This is a genomic window from Collinsella ihumii, from assembly GCF_030385545.1.
Taxonomy (GTDB): Bacteria; Actinomycetota; Coriobacteriia; order Coriobacteriales; family Coriobacteriaceae; genus Collinsella; species Collinsella ihumii.
The window spans coordinates 426789-444783 of record NZ_JAUEIQ010000001.1 but is presented as its reverse complement, the minus strand read 5'-3'; the positions used below and the strand labels follow the sequence as shown (position 1 = coordinate 444783).

Sequence of the window (17995 nt, the reverse complement as noted above, 5' to 3'; positions counted from 1 at the left end):
CGCACCGCACGACTCGCACCGCCCAGCGCCCCGAGAGCAAGCTCTCGGGGCGCTTTTTCTTTTGGGGACGCCGGCTTCGCTGCCGACAGCTCGATATGGGCATCGCCGCCCGTTCGTTCATGAATAAGCGACGACTTGAGCCCGGAGTGTCAGTCGACCTCCTGTCCGCGCCCGCCGACCGCCCTCAAGCAGAAAGCGGCCCCGACCGGACCCCCGCGAAGGAGTGAATACGAGTTTGCCATACCCTTTTACGAGCGATGCGATCTCATCGGCGTTTTTCGATCCGTTGTCAACGAGGTACACAGCATGCACCTGCGGCGATATGGCATCGAGATTCTCTTTGAGACGATCGATGTCAGGGTTGAACGTTACGATGCTTGCACTGATACGAGTCACGGTAAGCACGCTCATCGACCGCTCGGTTTATAGAACATGACGGAAAACGTCTTGAAGAAGATCCGGACATCTCGACCGATTGAGGGGCAGGCGCAATACGAAAGCTCAAGCTTCTGCCGCTCTCCACTTTCAAATGACGCATCAGTCCGAACGCCGACCTGCCATTCGCCCGTGATTCCACAAGGACAGGAAAGCAGCAGGCTCGCGTCGTCGCCGAACCAGGAGAGCTCTTCGCGCGTGATGGGACGCGGACCGATAACGCTCATATCTCCTTTGAGGACATTGATGAATTGCGGGAGCTCATCGAGACTCATGCGCCTCATGACAGCACCCCAGCGTGTTATCCGTGGGTCGCCGTCGACCTTGCGTTCGCTTTTCCACTGAGCCATCTGCTCGGCATCCAGGTATTTTTCAACGTTGTCAGCATCGCTCACCATCGTCCGTAGCTTGTAGATGGAAAACGGCCGCCCGTATTGTCCGATACGTTCTTGGGAGTACACCGGAAACGCTTTTGAAGATATCGCCGTGATGGCTAAAACTAAGACGGTTATGGGAAGCAGAATCACGCACAACGCGACGAACACCATGCTGAACGCGATATCGAATCCGCGTTTCACCACACGGTAGCCACGCGTCCTTCTGTCTCGCGATCTACTTACCCGAGCGAAACCATCGCTTCCGATCGCGAATTGAGAGCGCGTGCCTCCTGCATGCGCAGCATGAGCCTCTCGATATTCCACGTGCAATCGTTCGGAAGGCGAACAACCCTTAACGAATGCAGCCTCTCCAGCAAACATGATGGCTGGCAATCCGGAATCGAACGGCGCCGCTTCCGCGACGTTAGAGCGTTTTTTTGACAATTTCCAATCCGACTCTGATCGATTTAGTTCTGCCCAAGATGTGAATCTCGAGCGTCGCCAAACGCTTATGGCGATCTATCTTGCGAATCATGCCCTCGAGGCCCGCCAGCGGGCCGCTTTGCACGATCACCTTGTCGTGCTCGATAATCCCCTGCGAGATATCGATGACCCGGTGACCGACCTTCGTCAGAGCATCGATCCAAGCAACTTCGTCCATATTGAGAGGAACGAACGATCCGTTTGTGCCGAGCAGGCGCGTGAACGCCGGAACCTCGTGCAGCGCGTGCGCAACATGCTCGATGTCCTGGGAGACGACGAACAGGTAGCCGGGCGTCAGCTTCTTTTCGACCATGCGCCACTCGCGCTTATAGCTCTTTTTGACGACATAGGTCGGATAGAAGCACTCCTCGACCGACGGAGCTCCCACCATGCGCTCGACGAGATGCTTCACGTGGCGTTCTTGACCGTTGATGGTCTGAATGACGTACATCCCCATGAGGCACCCCTTGCTTCTCATGTCGCATGGGCACGCCTACGGCCACGCCCTAGGGCCCTTGCGACAAACGGATATTCATCCTCTCTTGGACGATGTGCAACGTGCTCAAAGGCAGCGATTCCACGGTCCGCAAGATATGTAAAGCCGGTTGCCCGTCTATCGCAGCACTCGAACGCGCTGCAGGTATGGCAGGAAAACCAGCTCACAAGATATGATGCAGCAGCGGTAGCAGGCACGCTTTGCTCGAAAACGAATGAGGGGTGAGGAGAAAACCAATGTATTACGTACTGTCATTCACACTCAAAACCGCCACTTCCATGCGCCGAAGCCGCGCGCGATTGCGGCCGCGCCTCCTCGGCGCATAAAAAAACGAGCCCCTGCGTCATCGCAGAGGCTCGTACGGTGAGCTTCAGATGCGGGCTGTACCCTACTTGCCCAGCAGCTCCTCGACGTCGAGGGCGATCATGAGCTCCTCGTTGGTGGGAACCACGAGGACGGTGATCGCGGAGTCCGGCGTGGAGATGACACGCGGCTCGTCGGAGCGGATCTTGTTGAGCTCGGGGTCGATCTCGACGCCCATCCACTTGAGGCGCTCGGCGACGCCGGCACGCATGGTGACGGAGTTCTCGCCGATGCCCGCGGTGAAGGCCATGGTGTCGACGCCCTCCATGGACGCGGCCATCTCGGCGAACAGCTGGGAGGTGCGATAGTAGAACATGTCCATGGCCATCTGGCAGTTGGCGTCACCGCTGTTGGCGCCCTCCTCGATATCACGGGAGTCGGAGGACTTGGCGGAGACGGCCAGCAGACCGGACTGCTTGTTCATCATGGTGTCGATGTCGTCGATGCTCATGCCGGCAACGCGGTTGAGATAGAAGACGGTGGCCGGGTCGACGGTGCCGCAGCGGGTGCCCATAATCAGGCCGTCGAGCGGGGTGAGGCCCATGGTGGTGTCCATGCACTTGCCGTCCTCGATGGCGCACAGGGAGGCGCCGGAACCCAGGTGGCAGGAGACGAGCTTGTGGGTCTTGTCGCCCATCATCTCGTGCACGGTGCGCCAGATGAAGCGGTGGCTCGTGCCGTGAGCGCCGTACTTGCGCACGTGGTACTTGTCGACGACGTCACGCGGAATGGCGTAGCGCCAGGCCTTCTCGGGCATGTTGTAGTGGAACGCGGTATCCGGGACGATGACGTTGCCCAGCTCGGGGAACATCTCGCGGCAGATCTCGATGACGTCGGCCTCGGCATAGTTGTGCAGCGGCGCGAGGGGCGCGACCTCGCGGACCCAGCCGAGCGTCTCGTCGGTCACGACGGCGGACTCGGGGAAATACCAACCACCCTGAACGACGCGGTGGCCGATGCCCTCGATGGGAGCGTCGACGGTCTTCAGGATGTCGAACACGTGCTTGATAGCGGTGCGGTGATCGGGCAGCTCGACCTCGAGCTTGTCCTTCACGCCGTTCTCCTCATGACCGATGAAGGAACCGTCGATGCCGATACGCTCGCAGTTACCCTTGGCGAAAACCTCGCGCGTATCGGTGTTGAGCAGCTGGTACTTAAGGCTCGAGCTGCCTGCGTTGACAACGAGAACGTTCATGGATCTCCCATCTCATCAATTCTGTTCCGCCATACATCCGACGGATAACACAACACCTTTTATCATACGCCCATTTGGGGCTTTGCGTCCAAAAAGAACCACGCCCGGGACAATTTGATTACCGAAACCGCGCTTCCCCCTTACCGAATGGTACAGAGCACAGCACACGGTGCGCAGCGAGAGCTACAGCAGGTTCTCGCCCAGATCTTTGCCGCCCAGCACGTGCATGTGGAAGTGCATGACGGTCTGACCTGCCGCAGCGCCCGTGTTCGCGATGACGCGGAAGCCGTCGTCGAGGCCCTTCGCCTTCGCGACCTCCTGGATGGCATGCGTCATGGCCGCAAGCGTCTCGGCGGGAACGCCGTCGACGATGTTGGCGTAGTGCTGCTTGGGGATGACGAGCGTGTGCACCGGGGCCTGGGGATTCAGGTCATCGAACGCCATGACCAGGTCGTCCTCGTACACGACGGTCGAGGGGATCTCGTGCGCCGCAATCTTGCAGAAGATGCAATCGTCCATGATTCGTCCTTTCTGTCGAATGACGGCTCCATTGTATAAGAGCAGATGGGTTGGTTGGGGACGGGTTCGTTTCAACCCATCGATGGGTTGAAAGGAACCCGTCCCCAACCAACCCATCTAGGGTTTCCCTAGAAACTCAAGCGATCGGAGGTGTCCGCCGCCTCGCCCGCCACGAGCTTATCCGTACCGTCGACATCCTTGAGCAGCACGCTCACCTTCTGCTCGGCGTCCTCCAGACGCGCGCGCAGGCTGCGGAGCAGCTCGACGCCGCGCGTATAGCTCTCGAGCGACTCCTCGAGCTCCATATCGCCGGACTCGAGGTTGCGGATGATGAGCTCGAGCTCCGTGGAAGCCTCCTTGTAGGTCAGCTCGTCGACGTTCTTCTTGCTGGTTGCCATATCTATCTCCAATCTCGGGTCGCGCACGGGCGCGCGTCCCCGTTGTCCTTTTCCACCGAGAGGGCGCGAGCGCGCACATCTCCATCGGCGAGCCTGATGCGCAGCTCGTCATCGGGCTTGACGTCGGCGGCGCTCGTCACTACCCCGGACGGGCCGTAGGCGATTGAGTATCCGCGGGCGAGGACCTTGAGCGGCGAGAGTGCGTCGAGCGAAGCCGCCCGGGCCCCCAGCTCGGACCGCAGGCCCGACAGCAGGGCGCGCCCCTCGTTGCCCAGCCGCGACGAGGCGAGGGCAAGCTCGTGCTCGCGCACCGCAAAGTTCGACGCGGTCGCGGAAAGCCGGGGCGCCAGGCGCGCGAGCGCGGCCTCGAAGCGCTCCTGCGCATGCGCCGCAGCGCCGCTCAGACGGTCTGCACTCTGCTCGAGGTCCGCGAGGCGACGGTCGACCATCCACGCCGGATCGCGCAGGCACGGCCGTGCGGCCGCCGCATCGAGCGCCATGGCGAGCCGGCTCATGTAGCCCCCGAATGCTCGATCGGCCCGCTCGCGCAGTGCGGCGACATCGGAGGACGCGGCACGCACCGTGCCCGACAACGCAGTCACCATACGACGTTCACGCGCATCAAGCACATCGACCAGGTCGCTCATGGCAGGCGCAACCGACTCTGCAGCCGCCGTGGGCGTGGAGCAGCGCCGATCGCTCACCATGTCGCAGATCGACGTGTCGGGCTCGTGTCCGATACCGGTCACCACGGGCACCGGGCAGGATGCCACGGCGCGGGCGAGCGCCTCATCGTTGAAGGTCATGAGGTCCTCGAACGAGCCTCCCCCGCGCACGAGCAGGATGCAGTCGGGCGCGGGATCTATGGCGGCTGCGCGCTGAAGCCCCTCGATGAGCTCGGCGGGCGCCCCGTCGCCCTGCACCTTCGCGCCGACACAGATGAGCTCCACGAGCGGGTTGCGGCGACGAAGCGTTCGCTTCACGTCGTCGATAACCGCGCCCGACAGCGAGGTGACCACCGCCACGCGCGTGCAGAACACGGGGATGCGGCGCTTGCGGGCGTCGTCGCACAGGCCCTCGAGCCTCAGCTTCTCGGCAAGTGCCGCGACCTGCTGGCGCAGCAGCCCCTCCCCCGCCAACGTGAACGACTTGGCCACGAAGCTCATGCGGCCGGTCGCCTTGTACAGGTTGAAGTTGCCCGTGAACTGGACCTGCATACCGTCGCGCAGCTCGAAGCTCCGCTTGGCGTACGATCCGCGCCAGATGATGCAATCGACCGCGCAGGCATCGTCTTTGATCTGGAAATAGCAATGGCCGCTGCGGGCGTTCGGGCCGCGGAACCCCGTGACCTCGCCGATGACCGTGAGCAGCGGAAGCGCGTCGAGCGCCGATGCCGCCATCTCCACCGCCTGCGAGACGGACAGCGCCTCGTCGCCCTCGGACGCGCCCTGGGCGCGCGGGGCGGTGCCCGTTAGATTCCATCCCGGCATGGTTCCCCCTTTCATCTGATCGATGGGTCCGCTCAACGATACCGCGTCGCGCGGACATGCTCCCCGCTCGACGCGCGCACGCTACTCGGAATCGTTATTCGTGCGTCCGAGCAGGTAGAGCAGCTGCAGGATGGAGGTGAGCGCCGCCGCGACGTACGTGAGGGCCGCCGCGGTCAGGACCTTGCGCGCCCCGCGAACGTTGATTTCGCTCATGCCCGATTCGCGGATATAGGCCACGGCCCTGCGGCTCGCGTCGATCTCGACGGGCAGCGTCACCACCTGGAACAGAACCGAGAAGGCGAACAGGATGATGGCGAGCGTGGTCAGACCCGCGATGTTCATGGCGACGCCCGCGATGAACACGATCATCCACATGCTCTGCGAGAAGTTGACCACCGGCACGAGGGCGGTGCGCACGCGCATCATGAGAAAACCGCGCTCGCGCTGCACGGCGTGGCCCGCCTCATGGCAGGCGACAGCGACGCTCGCCACCGAACCGCCCGACAGGTTGTCGTTCGAGAGGTAGAGGTTGTTGTCGCGCGGATCGTAATGGTCGGTGAGATGGCCGGCGACGCGCCTGATCCCCACCGTCGAGCAGCCGCTCTCATCGAGCATGCGGCGCGCGACGTCGGCACCGGACTCGCCGTCGCTTCTCACCTTGGACCATGTCCGGTACGTGCTGTTGATGTAGCTCTGCGTGGCAAGTCCGAGCACGAGTGAGACCACCACGAGCACCAGGTAGGACGGGTCGATTCCAAAGCCGTACCCGAATCCATAGCCCATATACGGCATATTGAGCACCTTTCATAGAGCGTTTCCTTGCACCCGTTGTACCCAAACGACGCGCCCGTCGGGACCGGCAATGCAAAAATGCACGGTTCGGCAGGGCGCCGGGCGCCTCATGCCGGGATGGGCGAACACGGCCCCGTCCCAAAACGAGCTGGCTTAGAGGATCTCGACGGCGCCGTCTTTCACGGTGAGGCCGATGTTGCCGGCAAGCAGGTCGTCGAGCAGCGATCCCACGAGCTCGAAGCGCCATCCCTCGCGCAGGCGGCTGCGCGAGGGCTGTTCGATGTAGTCGAGCAGCTCGTCGCGGCTCGCGATGAACGCGGTGGCGACGCCCGAACGGTCGGACACGAGGCGCAGCAGCGCGTAGAGCAGGTCGCATACGCTCTCGGCCTCGGGGCTCGGCGCGTGCCGCGCATGGCCGGGCGTCGGCATGTTGGCGACCGGGCATCGGGCCCCGTTGGCGATCGCGGCGAGCGCCGCCTCGACATCGCGGTCGCTCAGCTGCTCGGTCCCCCGCACGCGACGGAAATCGCCCGCGTCGCGCGGGGCGCGCTTGACGAGTGCCACGAGCACCTCGTCCGAGATGATCCACTTGCGCGGCACGTCGTTTTGGATCGCGCGCCGCTCGCGCCAGGCGGCGAGCTCGCGCGCGATCGCCAGCTGGCGCCGCGTGCACGCGTTGATGCGCTTGACGCGCTTGTAGGCCTGGCGGGGCTCGACGACGTAGTGCGCGGCGTTTTTCAGCGGTCGCATCTCGTCTTCGACCCAACCCATGCGGCCGAGCTTGGAAAGCCGCCGCTCGATGACGGCGTACGCCTCGATGAGGTAGCGGACGTCATCGAGGGCGTACTCGATCTGGCGCTCGGTCAGAGGACGGCACGACCAGTCGGTCAAAGACTCGCTTTTGGGCAGCGTGACCCCGCAGAACGCGTGCACGAGCCCGTTGTAGGAGATCTGCACGCGCTCGCCCAGAAACGCCGCCGCGATCTGTGTATCGAAGATCGGCGTCGGCAGCACGCCCAGCGTATGGTAGAGCACCTCCATATCTTGCGAGCACGCGTGGAAGACCTTGACGGTCTCGGGGCGCACCAGCAGGTCGGATAGCGGCGAGAGGTCCTCGATCGCCATCGGATCGATGACCGCGCACTCGTCGTGCGTCGCGACCTGCACGAGGCACAGCTTCGCATGGTAGGTCTTCTCGCGCAAAAACTCGGTATCGATGGCGACGGCGGGAACCTCCCCCGCACGTCGGCAGAACGAATCCAACTCCTCGTATGTGGAGATATACATACCTCACCCGTAGTTTGGCTCAACCTCCGCATGGAGGGTATAACGACATTCATCGACTACTATACTCGGCTTCACAAGATCGGGAAACACATGCGCTGCCTCATCATCCATAACCCAGCATCCGGCCCCAGCTCCGACGAGATCTTCGCGTTTTCCCGCGCCCTCTCGAGGGCGGGCGACGAGATCTGCATGCGCTTCATCGGCGCGGGCATGGAGGCGAGCGATGCGACCGCCGACGCCACGTCGTTCGACCGCATCGTGGTCTCGGGCGGCGACGGCACCGTATCCAACGTGCTCGACTGCCTGCGCGGAACGCATATCCCGCTGCTGGTGTTCCCCTCAGGCACGGCGAACCTGTTCTTCAACAACATCGGCAACGCGCCCGAGGCGGCCGCACTCGCCGCCGCATGCCGGCGCGGGCGCACGGCGAGCGTCGACATGGGAGAGCTGTTCTGGAAAGACGAGGCGGGAGACATCCAGCGCCACGGCTTCATCATCATCGCCGGCTCGGGCTTCGACGCCGCGATCATGGAGAAGGCCGCGCCGAGCAAAAACGACATCGGCGAGATAGCCTACGCGTTCGCTGCGCTCGCCACGCCCGAACCGCAGGTCGCCCACTTCACCATCGAGCACGACGGCCAGATCGACGAGCTCGACGGCATCGGCTGCATGGTGGGCAACACCGCCGTCATCCAAAACGACATCAACCTGTTCCCCGACTGCCGCATGGACGACGGCCTCATCGACATCACGGTCATCGAGCCGGCGAAGACCGTCGAGCTGCTGCCGACGCTGCTCGCCGCGGCGCTCGACCCCGCGGGCAGGGGTCTCGGCAGGCCCCAGTTCAAGATGTTCCAGGCAAAGGAGGCGCGCATCACCTGCAAGCCGTCGCTCGGCATGCAGTTCGACGGCGAGCTCATCCCCAACAACTCCGGCGTCTTCGGGGCGCGCGTGCTTCCCCGCTGCCTGGACGTCATCATCGACGACTTCTCGAAACTCAACGCGCGAAACGCCGGGTGACGCCCGGGGAGACTCCGCCGAGCAGGCGCACCGTAACATCGCGGAAATAATCCCCTGACCGGCCTTCCTTGAGGCGCTCCACTGTGCTATAGTGCAGCGCAACACGAACTACCTCGTGATTTCCCGAGTTACCGAAAGGAGCCACCAGAATGAAGACCATGAACCTCGCTCTCAACAACTGGTGGTGGCGTGATGCGATGTCGGCTGGTCGACGGTGAGTCCCTCACGCCTCCTTTGTATGTAGCGCGCAGAAGGCCTCCGGTTTGACCGGGGGCCTTTTTTCGTTCGCGCCCGCGCCGCCGCACTGTATCACGCGCCTCCACGTTCCACCCCACCTCGCACAGAACAGGATGATCACCATGGCACAGTCCCCCAAGTCCTCCCAGGCCCGCTCCGTCAACACCACCGACCACGGCAAGCTCGACATCAAGGCCCTCGTTCTTCTCGCCGTCCTGCTCGCAGCCGGCTTCATCCTCAACATGACGCTCGGCAAGGCGATCGGCGCCATGTCCGCCGGCATGATCAACCCCGAGTTCATCATCTCGGCGTTCTGCATCACCATCCTCGTCGTGCGCCCCGGCGTGCTGCAGGCCCTCGTCATCGGTCTGGTCTCCGCCGCCGTCATCCAGCTCACCACGAGCCTCCCCGGCGCGGACTTCGTGGCCGAGGGCGTGGCCGCCATGCTCATGGCGCTCATCGTCAACGCGGGCATGAAGACCGGCGCCAAGGCGATCATCCCCACCGTGGGCACCTTCGTCACCACCTTCGTCTCGGGCTTCATCTTCATGCTCATCCGCATGGCCCTCATGCAGTTCGACATGAGCATCGCGGCCGCCATGCTGCCCGTCGTCGCCCTCACGGCCGTGTTCAACGCCATCCTCGTCGGCGCCCTGTACGTGCCCATCAAGAAGGCCCTGAAGCTCAACGACTAGGACCGGCCGGCGCGCATCGCGCGTCCGACCCGGCGGCCGATCGCCCCGGGTGCTGCGGCACCCGGGCATCGGAAGAAGCATCAGCTCGAACATCAATCAATCGCACCACACGCTCGCGAACGCGGAACGTGAACGACTCGCACGTCTTCCGGCTCGCTCCCTGACGCATACCCATTTCCCTTGAGAAAGGATCCCATCATGACCCAGCGCACCGTCACCGCCCGCTCCGGCGCCCTCGACATCTCCGCCCTCATCCTGCTCGCCGTGCTGCTCGCGGCAGGCCTCATCCTCAACATGACCCTCGGCAACGCGCTCGCCATGACCGGCATCAAGCCCCAGTTCATCATCGCCGCCTACGCGCTGGCGATCCTGCTCACGCGCGGCGGGTTCGCGCAGGCCGCCGTCTTCGGCCTCATCTCCGCCGCCGTCATCCAGATCAACACGTCCATCCCCGGCCTCAACTTCGCGACCGAGGTCGCCGGCGCCCTCACCATGGCGGCGCTCGTGCGCAGCGACATCCGCATGGCCGGGCGCTCCGTCACGCCGCTGGTCGCCGCCTTCGCGGCCACCCTCGTCAGCGGCGCGCTGTTCGCGGTGGCGGGCACCGCGCTTTCGGGCTTCGCCATCGAGGCCGCCCTCGTCAAGGTGCCGATCGTCGCGGGCACCGCGGTCTTCAACGCCATCGTGGTCCAGGCGCTGTATCTGCCCCTGCGCGCGGCCCGCAGGCAGTAACACTCGGGTATGATGGAGCGGGCGCCCCGTGCGCCCGCATTTCCACGCGCCCGCGCCGGCAGGCGCACGTATCGACGGAAAGGCACTCATGTCAGCAATCATCGAGATGGAAGGCGTCTCGTTCAGTTACGGTTCGGATGCCGCCCACGCCCTCGACAACGTCTCGCTCACGGTCAACGAGGGGGATTTCATCGGCATCATCGGCCCCTCGGGCGCCGGCAAGTCGACCCTTGCCGCCTGCCTGTCGGGAGCCATCCCGCACCACTACACCGGCGAGCTGTTCGGCACCACGGTCGTCGACGGCGCCGACACCTGCGACATCACGCTGACCGACATCTCGCGCATCGTGGGATCGGTCAACCAGGACATCGACGCGCAGATGGTCGCCTCGGTCGTCGAGGACGAGCTGCTCTTCGGCCTCGAGAACTTCGGCGTGCCCCATGACGAGATCGAGGGCCGCATCGAGCGCACGCTTGCCACCGTCGGTATCTCCGAACTTCGCCATCGCGAGATCGCCACGCTGTCGGGCGGCCAGAAGCAGAAGGTCGCCATCGCCGCGATCCTGGCCCTCGAGCCCCGCGTGCTCGTGCTCGACGAGCCCACGGCGGCGCTCGACCCGGTCAGCTCGCGCATCGTCTTCGAGACGCTCGCCGACATCAACCGCCGCCTCGGCGTCACGGTCATCGTCATCGAGCAGAAGGTCGCCCTGCTCTCCACCTACTGCAGCCGCATCCTCGTCATGGACCACGGCTCCATCGCGCTCACGGGCACGCCGCACGAGGTCTTCGGACACAGCGGCAACCTGCGCGCCATCGGCGTCGACAGCCCGCGCACCGTCCGCATCTCCAACAGCCTCGTCCGCGACGGCCTGACCGACCGAAGCGAGCCGTGCCTCAACGTGGACGAGGCCTATGGGCTCATCCGCGACATCCTGGCCGGCGTCGAGGGCATCGCGGACACCGCGGCCGACGCTCCCGAGCCCTCGCCCCACACGCCCGCGCGACCGCATGCGGACGGCACCGCCCCCATCCTCACCCTCGAGCACGTCGGGTTCACCTATCCCGGCGGCGGCGCCAGCGTGGAAGACCTCTCCATGACGGTCTATCCCGGGGAGCTCGTGGGTATCGTCGGCCAGAACGGCGCCGGCAAGACCACGCTCACCAAGCTGCTGAACGGCCTGCTCAAGCCAAGCGCCGGCACCGTGCGCGTCGCCGGCCTCGATACGCGCGAGACCCCGGTGTCGACCATCGCCGCCCACGTCGCCACACTGTTCCAGAACCCCGACCGGCAGATCTGCAAGAACACGGTCATCGACGAGGTCGCCTTCGGACTCGAGCTCACCGGCGTCGACGGCGCCGAGGCGCGCGAGCGGGCCCGCGCGGTCATCAAGCGCTTCGGCCTGCCCGCCACCGAGGCGCCCTTCTCGCTGTCGCGCGGTCAGCGCCAGATGGTGGCGCTCGCGGGCGTCGTGGTCATGGAGCCCGAGATCGTGCTGCTCGACGAGCCCACGAGCGGCCTGGACTACCGCGAGTGCATGACCGTCATGGAGACCGTGAGCGACATGGCCGACCACGGCTGCGCCGTCATCATGGTCTGCCACGACATGGAGGTCGTCAGCGACTTCGCCGAGCGCATCGTCGTCATGGCGAACGGGCGCATCCTCGGCCGCGGCCCGGCGGCCCCCCTGTTCGCCGACCGCGCCCTCATGGACCAGGCGAGCGTCACGCCGCCGCAGGTCATCGCCCTCTCCGAACGCCTGACGCGCGACGTCTCGCCCGCGTTCGCCCACATCACCGAAGTCAGCGACATCGTGCGCACCGTAAAGGAGCTGATGGGCCGTGCTTAACGTCATCGATTACGTCCCCGGCGACACCCTGCTGCATCGCCTGAACCCCGTGACCAAGCTCGCGCTCGCCGCGGCCATCATCGCGGCGACGTTCTTGTCCGACGGCTATGCCGCACTCGTGGGTCTGCTCGTGCTCACGCTGGCGCTTGCCGCCTATGCGGGCGTGTTCGGGAGGCTCGCGCGCCTGCTCAAGCTGCTCGTGCCCGTCGCGCTCATCATGCTCGTGCTCCAGCTCGTGTTCGTGCGCTCCGGCACCGCGCTGTTCGCCTTCGTGACCGACGAGGGCCTCATCACCGGCGGCAAGGCCTGCCTGCGCCTGCTCGGCGTGGCGCTTCCGCTCGTGCTGATGCTCATGGTCACCAAGCTCACCGACCTCGCCAACGCGTGCGTCGAGAAGCTGCACATCCCCTACAAGTACGCGTTCACGTTCACGACGGCGCTGCGCTTCGTGCCGGTGTTCTCGCAGGAGATGAACGCCATCATGGAGGCCCAGACGGCGCGCGGCGTGGAATACGACACCAACAACCCCTTCAAGAAGATGCAGCTCATGCTTCCGCTGTGCATCCCGCTGCTCATCTCGAGCGTGAGCAAGACCGACGCGACGGCCCTTGCCGCCGAGCAGCGCGGCTTCTATCTGCGCACGCGCGAGAGCAGCTACCGGCGCTACCCGTTCTCCGCGGCGGACTTCGCGGCCTTCGCCCTGTGCATCGCCCTCATCGTCCTCGGCATCGTGCTGTAGACGACCCGTCGGCGCCCGCACGCACAACCCCGCACGCACGAACAGCCCCGTTGTGTTTCAATGGGGCTGTTCGTATTGAGAGCACACGCTGCCACGACCATCTGGAGATGCGACATGCCCGAACTTGAGATTCCCGCCTTTGTGCGCCAGCAGATTGCCGAGAGCTACGGAGCGGACGAGGCGTCGCTCGTGGAGCGCGGCTTCGACGAGGCGCGCACCCGCCCGGTGACGCTGCGGGCGAACACGCTCAAGGCGCTGCCGGACGATATCGCCGACGCCCTCGATGCGGCGCACATCGCATACCGCCGCGTCCCGTGGTACCGCGACGCGTTCGTGCTCGAGGACGTGCGCGAGAAGGCCGTCTGGGATTTGGACATCTACCGGGAGGGCCGGGTGTACCTGCAGAGCCTCTCGTCCATGATGCCGCCGATCGTTCTGGAGCCCCGCCCGGGAGCCGACATCTTGGACATGTGCGCCGCACCGGGCGGCAAGACCAGCCAGGTCGTCGCGCTGTCCGACGGCGCCGCGCACATGACGGCCTGCGAGATGAACGGCCCGCGCGCCGAGAAGCTCCAGTACAACCTCGACAAGCTCGGCTGCCGCAACGTGCAGGTCATGCGCGTGGACGCCCGGCGCCTCGACAAGTTCTTCTCCTTCGACCAGATCCTTCTCGACGCCCCCTGCACCGGATCGGGCACCATCTGCTCAGGCGACGAGCGCGCCGGCAGGCGCATCACCGAGGCGCTGCTGAACAAGGTCACCCGCTCGCAGCGCGCGCTGCTCGACCGCGCGCTCGACGTGCTCAAGCCCGGCGGCACCCTCGTCTACTCGACCTGTTCCATCTTCCCCGCTGAAAACGAGGAGCAGGTCGCAGCGGCGCTCAAGCGCCATCGGGACTGCGAGGTCGCACCCGTGGAGCTCGCCGGCGCCGACGGCGAAGCCGATGCCCCGATCATGCTCCCCGGCCGCATCGAGGGTACCTGCACCATCTGCCCCTCGCGCCTGTACGAGGGATTCTTCATCGCGCGCATCACCAAGAAGGACCCGAAGAAACGCAAGCGGTAACCGGGATGGGTTATAGGGGGACTGGGTTGATTGGGGACGGGGTCGTTTCAACCCATGGCAGCGAAATGCTCAGCCGTGGGTTGAAACGACCCCGTCCTGCAGAGTACCAGTACGCGTTAGCGGCTGTGCTTGCCGCGATAGGCCGTGTCGGAACGCCTCGGCGCACGGTGGGCGCCCGGCGTCTGGGGGCGCGGCGAGCCCTGGCTCCTATAGGCGCGCCAGGCCTCCTCTTCCCGCCTCTGGTCTGCCCGCTCGCGCAGCTTTGTCACGATGGAATAGGCGATCGCGGCGACGATAATGGCCCCGATGCAAAGCGCTATCGGCACAAGAGCTCCGGCCTCCACGTGATCACCGCCTTCCTTCCCGCCTTCTTCGGTCCCGACAAGCTTACCAAATCGTCCCTGCCGCGCCCATGCGCTCGATAAAACAACAGGAACCGCAAGGGCGTCCCATACGGGCCCAACGTAAGCAGCTTGTAAACCTGATTGGGAGGCGTGGCGCCCGGGTACAAGAGAGGCGCCGCCATACGGTCAAATCAATCGCTGACATGAATCACGAGGTTGCCATCATGAACCCGAACGATATGCATACGCCCGTGCCCGTCTCGGCCGACGTGCCCGAAAACGTCGAGGCGTCCGTGGACTTCTCCGAGATCGACATCGCGCCGGACCTCGCCGAGCCGGCACACGCCGTCACCCCGGCCGGCGTGCTCCCCATGGAGCCGGCGCCCATCGAGGGGCATCTGCGCAAGGCGGCCCTGCGCGTCCCCGAGGCCATCGAGGAGACCGGCGGCTTCACGCTGTTCGGCCGCCGCATCAAATCGATGCTCTACTCCACCGACGTCGCCGTGATACGCAACGCCAACGCCGACGCGGTCTTTGCCGTCTACCCGTTCACGGCGCAGCCCGCGATCACGCAGGCGCTGCTCACCGCCGCCGAATGCCCGGTGTTCGTGGGCGTGGGCGGCGGGACCACCCAGGGCAAGCGCTCCGTCCAGCTCGCCGCCGTCTCGGAGATGCAGGGGGCCGCCGGCGTCATCGTGAACTCGCCCGCCTCCGCCGAGCTCGTCGCCCAGATCGCCTCCATCGTGGACATCCCCGTCATCGCCACGGTCGTGCGCGCGGATGACGATGCCCACGCCAAGGTGCGGGCGGGGGCGAAGATCCTGAACATCGCCGCGGGGCGCGACACGCCGCAGGTGCTGCGCGAGCTGCGCGCGACCTACCCCAACCTGCCGCTCATAGCCCCAGGGGGCAAGACACCCGAGACCATCCTCGAGACCATCCAGGCCGGCGCGAACGCCATCATCTGGACGCCGCCGTCGGCACAGATGCTCCAGGCGGACATGATGCAGCGCTACCGCAAGCTCGAGGGAGAGGGCGAAAACCCCGTGCCTTCGATCGACCCGGTGTCCGCCGGCGAGGTCAACCCGCTCGAGGCGCGTCCGGACATCCCCTTCCCCGACGAGGTCGTGGACCGCATGAGCGCGGAGCCGACCCGTCGCACGCCCTTCCCGCGATTCTTCTCACGCAACCGCACGCGCCGGTAGCGCCCCGTCCGCACGCGATGCCGCGCGAGGCCGCGGCCGGATTCGAACGGCATCGCGGCGAAGGCATGCCGTTGGGCTATCATTGGTGCTTGAATGATGACCGTCCACGCTGCAACCGACCGCGTTTCCGGAGATGAACGATGCCGAGGCTATCTCAAGAGAAATCTGATGCGCGCCGCGCCGAGATCGTCGACGCCTGCGAGGCGCTCTATCAGTCAGAAAGCTACCATGACATCACGATGTCGCAGGTGGCAAGCGGCGTCACATTCGGGCGCGCCAACATCTACAACTACTTCCAGTGCAAAGACGAGATCCTGCTCGCCCTCCTGCAGCGGGAGCACGACAAGTGGACGGCGAGGCTCGATGAGCTTGCGAACGACGCCGAGAACCTGGACGACGAGCGCGTCGCCGACGGCCTCGCGCAAAGCCTCGCCGAGCGCAAGCAGATGCTGAAGCTGCTCGCCATGAATCTTTACGACATGGAGCAGAACAGCCGCCTCGAGAAGCTCGTGGAGTTCAAGCGCTCGTACGCGCACGCCGTCGAGGCGCTGCAGCGCGTCGTCGCGCGCGCCAAGCCGTCGTGGGACGAGGAGCGCCGTATGCGCTTCCTGTTCAGCTTCCTGCCCTTCCTGCAGGGCATCTACTCGTATGCGTTCCATTCCGAAAAGCAGCTCGACGCCATGCGTGAGGCGGGGGTCACCCCCTACGACCTGGACATCCGCACGGCGACGCGCGATCTTGTCTTGAAGCTCCTCCAGGAGGACTGACGCCGCGCCGCGGGCGGAGCCCCTTGAAGCTGAAACGCTTACCAGGGAAGCACTGATCAATTGCTTCCGCGGCGGTCGGCCCTATGGCGGGTGCCCGCGGTTTTTCGCACCGCGCCGCCCCGGCCGCGCCCTCTTCCCGGCGAAAGTGGCTAGAAATTTCTGTTTTGCTGTAAGCCGGGCCGGGATGGAGGGGTCGGAAGCCCGCCGCCGGCACCGGTTTCCCCCGGACAGCGCCCGATTCGAGGGCTTGAGGGGTCTGAAACCGGCTTCGTAACCGGCCAACAAGGTCAAGACGGCTTATCTGGACATTTCCACAGCGCCCGGCTTACAGCAAAACAGAAATTTCTAGCCACTTTCGCCGGGAGGGATGCTCTCAGGGATGGGTTGGTTGGGGACGGGTTCGTTCCAACCCATGGGTTGGAACGAACCCGTCCCCAACCAACCCATTTGCACAGCAAAAAAGACTCGGCCGAGCTGAAAACTCGACCGGGTCGCATGCTAGTCGACGCGCGTGTCGCCCATGAAGAACAGGGCAACGGTGCCGGGGCCGGTATGGGCGCCGATGACCGTGCCGATATCGCAGATCTCGACCTTGCCCTTGAGCGCCGGGATCTTCTCGCCGACCAGACGGGCGACCTCCTCGGCATCCTCCAGGCAATCGGAGTGGGAGATCGTGCAGCGGCCGGTGTAGGCGGAACCGTTCTCAACGTGATCCATCATGTCGTCCACCAGGCGGACGATCGCCTTCTTCTTGGTGCGGATCTTCTCGCGCGGGATGAGCTTGCCCTCGAAGTTCACGTTCATGACCGGGCAGATCTTGAGCGCCGTGGCGATCAGCGCGCTCGTGGAGCTCACGCGGCCGCCGCGCTTCAGGCAGTCGAGATCGGACACGAAGAACCACTGGTTGACGTTCATCTTGTGGACCTCGGTCCACTCGGCGAGCTCATCGAAACCCATGCCCTCGTCGCGCTTGTCGGCCATGACCTCGACGAGCAGGCCGAACCCCGCAGAGGCGCACAGCGAATCGATGACCCGGATCTTGCGCTCGGGGTACTGCGGCGCGAGCGTCGCGGCGGCAAGGCAGGCGGAGTTGTACGTCCCGGAGATGCCCGTGGACAGCGAGACGTGCAGGATATCGAGCCCCTGCTTGAGATAGGGCTCCCAAAACGCGACGTACTCGCCCGTACCGACCTGGGAGGTCTTGGCCTGCGCACCACCTTTGAGCGTGCCGAAGAACTCCTGCGGCGTGGTGGACTGATAGATGTCGTCCGTGTAGGTCGCACCGTTCATCTCGTAGTGGAAGCAGACGTAGCCCACGTTGCGCTCACGGTAGAACGAAAGCGGCATGTCGGCCGTCGACTCACAGGTGATCATGTAATCGCTCATGCATTCTCCTTCGCAGACACGAATCGGATACCCGCCCCATAGCATTATCGCACCTGACGCCCTTATCTCCTAGCTGGTATTGCACACAAGTTGGCGTGGTATCGAAAACATGCTGCAGGAGGGC

The 17995-nt window shown here is 64.8% G+C and carries 18 protein-coding genes; 8 read left to right on the top strand and 10 right to left on the bottom strand.

What is annotated here, in order from left to right:
• Positions 1-407: 407 nt before the first annotated feature.
• The 8 genes from QVN30_RS02000 to rnd all read right to left on the bottom strand — a co-directional run bounded on the left by QVN30_RS02000 (position 408) and on the right by rnd (position 7835).
• Entirely contained in the window at positions 408-1013 is a 606-nt protein-coding gene (locus QVN30_RS02000; RefSeq protein ID WP_289835232.1) for a sugar transferase, read from the bottom strand.
• Positions 1014-1236: 223 nt separating this feature from the next.
• Positions 1237-1752, bottom strand: coding sequence for an antiterminator LoaP (loaP, locus tag QVN30_RS01995; protein WP_202615094.1), 516 nt, complete (start codon positions 1750-1752; stop codon positions 1237-1239).
• 427 nt (positions 1753-2179) lie between these two features.
• A complete protein-coding gene (locus tag QVN30_RS01990) occupies positions 2180-3349 on the bottom strand; it encodes an acetate/propionate family kinase (protein WP_066831883.1) in 1170 nt (389 codons plus the stop codon).
• Between the two features lie 183 nt (positions 3350-3532).
• Positions 3533-3868, bottom strand: coding sequence for a histidine triad nucleotide-binding protein (locus QVN30_RS01985; protein ID WP_087199627.1), 336 nt, complete (start codon positions 3866-3868; stop codon positions 3533-3535).
• A 128-nt stretch (positions 3869-3996) separates the two neighbouring features.
• Positions 3997-4266, bottom strand: coding sequence for an exodeoxyribonuclease VII small subunit (gene xseB, locus QVN30_RS01980; RefSeq protein WP_066831887.1), 270 nt, complete (start codon positions 4264-4266; stop codon positions 3997-3999).
• 2 nt (positions 4267-4268) lie between these two features.
• Positions 4269-5756: an exodeoxyribonuclease VII large subunit gene (xseA, locus tag QVN30_RS01975; RefSeq protein ID WP_289835231.1), complete on the bottom strand. Its 1488-nt coding sequence runs from the start codon at positions 5754-5756 to the stop codon at positions 4269-4271.
• 81 nt (positions 5757-5837) lie between these two features.
• On the bottom strand, positions 5838-6548 hold the full coding sequence (locus QVN30_RS01970; protein WP_066831891.1) for a zinc metallopeptidase: 711 nt from the start codon (positions 6546-6548) through the stop codon (positions 5838-5840).
• A 153-nt stretch (positions 6549-6701) separates the two neighbouring features.
• Entirely contained in the window at positions 6702-7835 is a 1134-nt protein-coding gene (rnd, locus tag QVN30_RS01965) for a ribonuclease D (protein ID WP_289835230.1), read from the bottom strand.
• Positions 7836-7925: 90 nt separating this feature from the next.
• Here rnd and QVN30_RS01960 point away from each other — a divergent pair, with 90 nt between their 5' ends.
• The 6 genes from QVN30_RS01960 (at position 7926) to QVN30_RS01935 (ending at position 14169) form a co-directional block, all read left to right on the top strand.
• A complete protein-coding gene (locus QVN30_RS01960; RefSeq protein WP_289835229.1) occupies positions 7926-8855 on the top strand; it encodes a diacylglycerol/lipid kinase family protein in 930 nt (309 codons plus the stop codon).
• A gap of 359 nt (positions 8856-9214) precedes the next feature.
• Positions 9215-9787 (top strand): hypothetical protein, encoded by a 573-nt coding sequence (locus tag QVN30_RS01955; RefSeq protein ID WP_066831984.1) that lies wholly within the window; start codon positions 9215-9217, stop codon positions 9785-9787.
• 198 nt (positions 9788-9985) lie between these two features.
• Positions 9986-10519, top strand: a complete 534-nt coding sequence (locus tag QVN30_RS01950; protein ID WP_289835228.1) for a hypothetical protein — start codon at positions 9986-9988, stop codon at positions 10517-10519.
• A gap of 88 nt (positions 10520-10607) precedes the next feature.
• Entirely contained in the window at positions 10608-12365 is a 1758-nt protein-coding gene (locus QVN30_RS01945; protein WP_289835227.1) for an ABC transporter ATP-binding protein, read from the top strand.
• Positions 12358-13104: an energy-coupling factor transporter transmembrane component T family protein gene (locus QVN30_RS01940; protein WP_087199639.1), complete on the top strand. Its 747-nt coding sequence runs from the start codon at positions 12358-12360 to the stop codon at positions 13102-13104. The genes QVN30_RS01945 and QVN30_RS01940 overlap by 8 nt, the downstream gene beginning before the upstream one ends.
• A 114-nt stretch (positions 13105-13218) precedes the next feature.
• Positions 13219-14169, top strand: a complete 951-nt coding sequence (locus QVN30_RS01935; RefSeq protein ID WP_289835226.1) for an RsmB/NOP family class I SAM-dependent RNA methyltransferase — start codon at positions 13219-13221, stop codon at positions 14167-14169.
• A gap of 116 nt (positions 14170-14285) precedes the next feature.
• Here QVN30_RS01935 and QVN30_RS01930 read toward each other — a convergent pair whose 3' ends face one another.
• Positions 14286-14513, bottom strand: coding sequence for a hypothetical protein (locus QVN30_RS01930; protein ID WP_204564651.1), 228 nt, complete (start codon positions 14511-14513; stop codon positions 14286-14288).
• A 203-nt stretch (positions 14514-14716) separates the two neighbouring features.
• Here QVN30_RS01930 and QVN30_RS01925 point away from each other — a divergent pair, with 203 nt between their 5' ends.
• Both QVN30_RS01925 and QVN30_RS01920 read left to right on the top strand, forming a co-directional pair.
• Positions 14717-15718 carry a hypothetical protein gene (locus tag QVN30_RS01925; RefSeq protein WP_087199645.1) on the top strand — a complete coding sequence of 334 codons (1002 nt, stop codon included), beginning with the start codon at positions 14717-14719 and terminating at the stop codon, positions 15716-15718.
• Between the two features lie 140 nt (positions 15719-15858).
• Complete coding sequence (locus QVN30_RS01920) at positions 15859-16485, top strand: TetR/AcrR family transcriptional regulator (protein ID WP_204571242.1); 627 nt, start codon at positions 15859-15861, stop codon at positions 16483-16485.
• Between the two features lie 498 nt (positions 16486-16983).
• Here QVN30_RS01920 and QVN30_RS01915 read toward each other — a convergent pair whose 3' ends face one another.
• On the bottom strand, positions 16984-17871 hold the full coding sequence (locus tag QVN30_RS01915; protein WP_289835225.1) for a DegV family protein: 888 nt from the start codon (positions 17869-17871) through the stop codon (positions 16984-16986).
• Between the last annotated feature and the right edge of the window lie 124 nt (positions 17872-17995).